The sequence below is a fragment of the Geodermatophilus sp. SYSU D01105 genome (genome assembly GCF_054050095.1).
The window spans coordinates 101342-108548 of the sequence record NZ_JBJGYR010000019.1; the positions used below are offsets into that span (position 1 = coordinate 101342).

Annotated in this window: 6 protein-coding genes and 1 other RNA gene; 5 read left to right on the forward strand and 2 right to left on the reverse strand. The window is 73.5% G+C overall.

What is annotated here, in order from left to right; translation table 11 throughout:
* Positions 1-143: 143 nt before the first annotated feature.
* Genes ACI79I_RS18255 through ACI79I_RS18270 form a run of 4 tightly spaced genes read left to right on the forward strand, consistent with a single transcriptional unit; the run spans position 144 to position 4294 of the window.
* Positions 144-974, forward strand: coding sequence for a DeoR/GlpR family DNA-binding transcription regulator (locus ACI79I_RS18255; RefSeq protein WP_456993737.1), 831 nt, complete (start codon positions 144-146; stop codon positions 972-974).
* Positions 971-2533 carry a xylulokinase gene (locus ACI79I_RS18260; RefSeq protein ID WP_456993738.1) on the forward strand — a complete coding sequence of 521 codons (1563 nt, stop codon included), beginning with the start codon at positions 971-973 and terminating at the stop codon, positions 2531-2533. The genes ACI79I_RS18255 and ACI79I_RS18260 overlap by 4 nt, the downstream gene beginning before the upstream one ends.
* Before the next feature lie 28 nt (positions 2534-2561).
* The gene (locus ACI79I_RS18265; RefSeq protein ID WP_456993739.1) at positions 2562-3599 is read left to right on the forward strand and encodes a zinc-dependent alcohol dehydrogenase; all 1038 of its coding nucleotides are present in this window, start codon (positions 2562-2564) and stop codon (positions 3597-3599) included.
* Positions 3596-4294, forward strand: a complete 699-nt coding sequence (locus ACI79I_RS18270; protein WP_456993740.1) for a class II aldolase/adducin family protein — start codon at positions 3596-3598, stop codon at positions 4292-4294. The genes ACI79I_RS18265 and ACI79I_RS18270 overlap by 4 nt, the downstream gene beginning before the upstream one ends.
* A 288-nt stretch (positions 4295-4582) precedes the next feature.
* Here the strand turns inward: ACI79I_RS18270 and ssrA are convergent.
* Positions 4583-4957: a transfer-messenger RNA gene (gene ssrA, locus ACI79I_RS18275) on the reverse strand.
* A gap of 171 nt (positions 4958-5128) precedes the next feature.
* Here ssrA and ACI79I_RS18280 point away from each other — a divergent pair.
* Positions 5129-6097: an AraC family transcriptional regulator gene (locus ACI79I_RS18280; protein ID WP_456993741.1), complete on the forward strand. Its 969-nt coding sequence runs from the start codon at positions 5129-5131 to the stop codon at positions 6095-6097.
* Positions 6098-6106: 9 nt separating this feature from the next.
* On the opposite strand, the gene ACI79I_RS18285 is transcribed toward ACI79I_RS18280, so the two are convergent.
* On the reverse strand, positions 6107-6658 hold the full coding sequence (locus ACI79I_RS18285) for a cupin domain-containing protein (protein ID WP_456993742.1): 552 nt from the start codon (positions 6656-6658) through the stop codon (positions 6107-6109).
* Positions 6659-7207: the final 549 nt, after the last annotated feature.

Below are 7207 nucleotides of genomic sequence, written 5' to 3' on the forward strand. Positions count from 1 at the left end.
CGACTGCCGGCGCCACGTGCGCACGGCCCGGGTCCGTGATGACCGCGGTCACACACTGATCACAGGACATAACACGGATGGCGTTGTAAATCCCATCTGTTCTGTTAGGTTCGGCATCGTCGTCACGACCGGGGAGGCCGGCCATGTCCTCATTGGCCCAGCGCGGGAGCAGTCACGCGCTCCGCCGATCGCAGATCGCGGAGCTGGTCACGGCGCAGGGTTGGGTGCGGATCGACGACCTGGCCGAGCAGTTCGGCGTCAGCACGATGACGATCCACCGGGATCTCGACCACCTCGACAGCCAGGGCGTGGTGCGCAAGGTCCGCTCGGGGGCCGAGGCTCCCCCGAGCGAGGCCTTCGAGCGCAAGGTCTCCCTCCGCCGGACGCTCAACGTGGGGGAGAAGAGGGTCGTCGCGCAGGCCGGCTTCACCTGGGCGACCGAACGCGTGCAGATGCAGGCGGTCGCCCTCGACGACAGCACCACGGCCCTCCACGTCCTGCCGCTGCTCCTCGAGCGTCTCCCCCTGACGGTCGTGTCCAACTTCCTGCCCGCCATCAACCAGCTCGCGGCCGAACCGCGGGTGCGGCTCCACGCGATCGGTGGCGACTACGAGCCCGACTTCTCCGCCTTCACCGGGTCGCAGGCGATCGGCGCCCTGGAAGCGGTGCACTACGACGTCCTGTTCATGTCCGTGCCGGCGGTGACCCGGGGCAACTGCTTCCACCCGTCGAGCGCCGCGGCCGACCTCAAGCGCGCGTTCATGGGCAGTGCGGAGCTGCGCGTCCTGCTCGTCGACCACACCAAGACGGCGCGCCGCGCGGTGCACCGGATCTGCGCGCTGGCCGACTTCGACGCCGTCGTCGTCGACTCCGGCCTCGAGGAGAGCGAGGTGGAGCAGCTGCGTGCGAGCGGCGCGAACGTCGTCGTCGCACCCGTGCCCCCCACCTCCCCCGAGCCGGGGTGCGAGCCGTGACCGCGCCGCTCGTGGTGGCGATCGACTGCTCCACGACGGCGGCCAAGGCCCTCGTCGTCGACGCCGGGGGGCGGGTGCTGGGCAGCGGCGCGCACCCGCTGGACACGGCCACTCCCGCCGCCCGTCGGTTCGAGCAGCACGCCCCCGACTGGTGGAGCGCCACCGACTCGGCCGTCCGCGCCGCGCTGGCCGAGGTGCAGCACCCCGAACACGTCGCCGCGGTCTGCGTGACACACCAACGTGAGTCGTTCGTCTGCCTCGACGACGCCGACCGGCCGCTGCGGCCGGCGATCCTGTGGATGGACGGGCGCGCCGAGTCCCAGGCCGAGCGCCTCGGCACCGAGCGGATCGAACAGCTGTCGGGCAAGCCGGCCGACATCACCCCGGGCCTCTACAAGCTGGCCTGGCTGCGGGAGCACGAGCCGCGCACCACCGCCGCCACCCGCCGGGTGGTCGACGTGCACGGGTACCTGGTGCACGCGATGACCGGCCACTGGGTCTCCAGCACCGCGTCGGTCGACCCGCTCGCCCTCCTCGACGTCAGGACCGGCGACTACAGCAGCGAGCTGCTCGAGGTCGCCGGCCTCCGGCGTGACCAGCTGCCCGACCTGGTCCGGACGGGTGCCACGCTCGGTCCCCTGCGGCCCGAGGTCGCCGAGCGCTGGGGGCTGAGCAGCACGGTGGAGGTCGTCGCCGGTCTCGGTGACGGCCAGGCGGCCGGGCTGGGCCTGGACGTCACCGAACCCGGCAGTGCGTACCTCGTCCTCGGGACGGCGGTGGTGATCGGGAGCGAGAGCACTGCCTACCTGCCCTCGCGGGCCTACCGGTCGATGGTGTCGGCGCTGCCGGGCCACGTCACGGTCGAGGCGTTCACGTCCTCGGGCACCTTCCTGCCGACGTGGTTCCGCCGCGAGTTCGGCGCACGAGAGCTGGCCGGCGCGCCGGACCCGGAGCTCGAGCGGGAGGCAGCGGCCGTGCCGATCGGCAGCGAGCGGCTGCTCACCCTGCCGTACTGGAACGCGGCCCAGACGCCGCACTGGGACGGCCGGGCGTCCGGGCTGACGATCGGCTGGCGCAGCGGCCACGGCCGGGCGCACTTCTACCGCTCGCTGCTGGAGGGCATCGCCTACGAGCTGCGGCTGCAGCTCGACGGCCTCGAGGAGGCCCGTGGCGAACGGGTCGAGGTGATCCGAGCCATGGGCGGCGGTGCCCGCAGCGCCCTCTGGACGCAGGTGCTCGCCGACGTCTTCGCCCGGCCCCTGGAGGTCCGCGCCGAAGGCGAGGTGAGCGCGCTCGGCGCGGCGGCCGTCGCACTCACCGCCGTCGGCGCGTTCGGCTCCCTGCGCGAGGCCGCCGCGGCGCTCGCCGTCACCGACCGGGTCGTCGAGCCCCGGCCCGACGCCGTCGCCGCCTATGCCGACCTGCTGGCGGTGTACCGGCGTCTCTACGCCGGGACCCGCGACCTGCTGCACGCCCTCCATGAGGCGACCGAGCCGGACGGCGCGGCGCGCAGCCCTGGACCCATCGACGACGCGAGACCACAGACGGACGTCACGTGAGGAGCAGCATGATGCGAGGTGCACACGCATGAGGGCAGCGGTGTTCTACGGACCGGGGGACCTCCGGGTGGAGGACGTGCCGGCACAGGAGCCGGGGCCGGGGGAGCTGCTGGTGGACGTGCGGGCGGCGGCCACCTGCGGCACGGACCTCAAGTCCTACCGCCGCGGCCACCCGAAGCTGTTCCCGACCCTGCCGTCGCGCTTCGGCCACGAGTTCGCCGGCGTCGTCGCCGCGGTCGGCGACGGGGTCACCGACTTCTCCGTCGGCGACCGGGTCGTGGCGGCGAACACCGCGCCCTGCGGCCACTGCTGGGCCTGCACCCGGGGCCGGGAGAGCCTGTGCGAGAACCTCGAGTTCCTCAACGGGGCCTTCGCCGAGCAGGTCGTCATCCCCCGGGCCATCGTGCAGCGCAACACCTACGTCCTGCCCGACGACCTGGAGTTCGCGGCCGCCGCGCCGCTCGAGCCGCTGGCCACCGTCGTGCACGGCATGGCCGAGACCGGCATCGAGCTCGGCGACACCGTCGTGGTCCACGGGGCCGGGCCGATCGGGTTGATGTTCGTGCGCCTGGCGACGCTGCGCGGAGCCAACGTGATCTCGGTGGACCAGACCCCGTGGCGCCTGGAGCAGGCCCGCCGGGTCGGCGCCGTCGACACCATCGACCTGTCCGACGTCGCCGACCCCGAGGAGCGCGTCGCCCTCATCAAGAGCCGCACGCCCGCGGGACGCGGCGCCGACGTCGGCATCGAGGCGGTCGGGCTGCCCGGCGTCTGGGAGCAGACGGTGCGCACGCTCCGGCCCGGCGCGACGGCCGTCCTCTTCGGCGGCACCCCGAAGGGCGCGCCGTTCTCCGTCGACTCCTCCGCGATGCACTACGAGGAGTACACGCTCAAGGGCGTCTTCCACCACACGCCGAACTACGTGCGCACCGCCGTCGAACTGCTGGCGTCCAAGAAGGTGGACGGCCTCTCGCTGGTCACCGAGGTCCGCCCGCTCGAGGCCTTGGTGCCCAGCCTGGAGGACATGGCTGCCGGTCGCGGCTCGAAGTACGTGCTCCAGCCGTGAGCGCCGGGACCGCGCGACCGGACGCGCCCGACCTCCTGCTCGCCCGGCAGCGCCAGCAGGTGGCGGACGCCTGCCGGGAGCTGAGCCGCTCCGGCCTGGTCGTGGGAACGGCGGGCAACGTCTCGGTGCGGGTCGACGACCTCGTCGTCATCTCGCCGAGCGGGGTGGACTACGAGGCGATGTCCGCGCGCGACGTCGGCGTCCACGACCTCGACGGGAACCCCGTCGAGGCCGTCCTGGAGCCCTCGAGCGAGCTGGCCCTGCACCTGGCCGTCTACCGCGAGTCGGCACGCACGGCCGTCGTGCACACCCACGCCCCCGCCTCGACGGCCCTGTCGACCCTCGTCGACGAGGTGCCCGCCTCGCACTACTACACGGCGATGTTCGGCGGCACGGTCCGCGTCGCCCCGTACGCCACCTTCGGCACGCGCCGGCTGGCCGACAACGTCACCACCGCGCTGCGCGACCGCAGTGCCGCGCTCATGGGCAACCACGGCGCAGTCCTCACCGGCGAGGACCTCGCCAAGGTCATGGGGCTCGTCCCGTACCTGGAGTACATCTGCGACGTCCAGCTGCGCGCGATGGCGACCGGGGCGCCGGTGCGGGTGCTCGACGCCGAGGAGGTCGCCGAGGTCGGACGGCGGCTGCGAGGCTACGGCCAGCAGGCCACGGCCCCCCGCGAGGAGTCGCACTGACCGGTCGGCGTGCGCAGGGGTGCCCCCCGGTCGAGCCCCGCTGGTCGTGATCGCCTCGCGGCCGCGGGGTGCGCCACCACGCCTCGCGAGATGCCGACGCAGGTGAGGCCGGCGGGGCTGCGGCCCCAGCCGCACGACGCGTCGAGGGGGTGGGACGCGGTCGGGGAGGGCCCGCACCTGACGTGGGCCCCGGAGAGGACGAGAGCCGGGCCACCGCTGTCCGCGGTGGCCCGGCTCCTCGCCGACACTGGGCCTGGCTGCTCGCCAAGGCCCCTGGGGTGGGTGGGTGGGTGGAGGTGGCGGGAATCGAACCCGCGTCCTTCGACGCATGTCCAGGGCTTCTCCGAGCGCAGTCCGCTTCGTCTCTGCTCGACCCTCCCGATCTCGCGGACGAGACGGGATGACGGGCCCAGTCGCTGTGCGGTGTCCCGTGCGCGCCCGCGACCGGCACGCACGGTGAGTCATCTAGCTGATGCCAGGCTCCGGGCCGATGACGAACCCGGGCTGACAGACCCGCCTACGCTGCTCAGGCAGCGAGGGCGAAGTCGCGCTGACTGGAGTCGGCGCTTGATTGGTTTGCGACGCGTGGTTAACGAGCTCATCGTCGCCTTCCTCGGCTCGCTTCCCCTGGCCACCCGACCGAAGTCGAGACCATTCACCCCCTGTGTAGTTGTGCAGACAGGGTAACCGGATCGGCTCCCCAGGTGTTCCCCACGCGGGGTGACACGGCCGGGCGACACAGGGGCGACGACCCCGGCCGGGTGTGTCCTCCTGGTGAGGGGGCATCTACCGTGGAGCGGCACCTGTGTCCACCGTCACGTCGCAAGGGGCCTGATGACACCGGCACCGCCGTTGCAGCGCTTCCCGCTCTGCCGTTCCAGCGACGTCTCCGAGTTCACCTCCCGGCTCAACGCCGTCTACTACCCCGCGGAGGTCCGGCCCGAGGTCACCGGCCGGTTCCCGGCCGCCTCGGTGCTGCACGCGCTGCACGAGCCGGACTTCACCCTCGGCTACATCCGGCCCGGGGGCGACGTGCAGGTGACGCCGGACCAGGACGCCACCACCTACCACGTCAACCTCGTCCTCTCCGGGTCCGTGGTGGCCGTCAGCGGCAGTGACGAGGTCCTGGTGCAGCCGGGGTCGGCCGCGGTCCACGGCGCGCGGGAGCGCCACCAGCTGCGGGCGCGGGCGGGGAGCGGCGTGGTCGGCATGAAGCTCAGTCGCGACCTCGTGGAGGCCGAACTGGCCGCCATGCTGGGGCGTCAGGTCACCGGCCCGGTCCGGTGGGCGCCGGCGTTCGACCTGCGCACCGGCGCGGGCCGGTCGTGGCTCTCGCTGGTCCAGTTCACGCTGGCCGAGCTCGACTCGCCCGGGTTGCTGGACTCCCCGCTCGTCCGTCGTCGGCAGGTGCGCACCCTGGTGGCCGGTCTGCTGGCCGCGCAGCCGCACAACTACTCGGCGGCTCTCACCGACGCCGCGAGCCCGCTGCGCCCGCGGACCGTCCGGCGGGCGCAGGAGTTCATCCGGGACCACTACGCCGAGCCGTTGACGGTCACCGACGTGGCGGCCGCCGCCGGGTCGAGCGTGCGCCGGCTGCAGGAGGCCTTCGGGACGGCGTTCGGGCTCTCGCCGATGACCTACCTGCGCGACGTCCGGCTCGACGAGGTGCGCCGGCGGCTCGCGGACGGGGACGGGAGCGTCACCGACGTCGCGCTGGCGTGCGGCTTCACGCACCTCGGCCGTTTCTCGGCGGCCTACCGGGCCCGGTTCGGGGAGCTCCCCTCGCAGACGCGCGCCGGCTGACCCGGGGGCTCAGGCCTCGTCGGGCAGGTTGCCGCCGACGAGCACGAACGCCATGAGGCAGGGCTCGTCGGACCGGTTGGACCAGGCGTGCGCGGTGCCCCGCTGCACGAGGACGTCGCCGGCGGTCATCCGCACCTCGGTCGCGTCGAGGACCGCCCAGATCTCCCCGCGCAGCACGATCGCGTAGTCGATGGACCGGGTGGTGTGGAAGGCCAGCGGGCGGATCTCGTTGCCGTCGGCGTCGAACCGCCACTCCCGGTCCGGCGGCAGCTCCAGCGTGCGGAAGATCGTGCCGTTCTGCGGCGGCCCGACGCTCAGCGGCTGGTCGGTGTCGTAGGGGTCGCGGAACGGGCCGGTGTTGTCCGCCGGTGAGGTCTCGGTCCGCCACAGCTGGGTGGCCACGTACGTGGGGACGCCGTGGCCGGCAGCGGCGTGCCGTCCCTCGTCCTCCAGCACGATCGTCGACCGGCCCTCGGCGTCGAGACCGGTGACCAGACGACGCACCCTGCGTGTCGTCGGAGCGGGATCGACGCCGCTGGAGAACGGGTTGTAGTCGGCCACGTCGCCTCCTGGTCGCCGGCTCCCGGGGACGGTCGGGGCCCCCGGCGGACCTGCGGACGCTAGGTCGGCCACCCCCTCCCGGCTATCCCGATCGCGAGGTCGCTGTCCGGATCGCGCGACCCGATGAGGTGCCTGGGGCGCTCGATAACGAATGCGAGACGCGTCTCACACGTGTGCTTGACAACACTCCTGGGGTCGCTCAAGGTCCTCCGACAAACGCGGACAAGTGTTCGCAGAGCGAACGAGTCCGAGGCGTTCCGTCGCCCTCGGACGCGCCTGCGGACGACCACCGCCCCACCCGGGGACGACTGAGGAGAACCACGTGGACGTCGCCAGCGACCGGCCGCTCTCGGCCACCCTGCACCCGTGAGCGAGGCCGCGGTCTCGCCGCAGTCCGCAGCCGGCACCCAGCCCGGCCCGGCTGGCGGGCGGCCCTCGAGCGGGGGGGGGGGGGGGGGGGGGGGGGGGGGGGGGGGGGGGGGGGGGGGGGGGGGGGGGGGGGGGGGGCGCCGGCGAGGGGGGGTGGTACTGGTGGTGGGGGTGGTGACC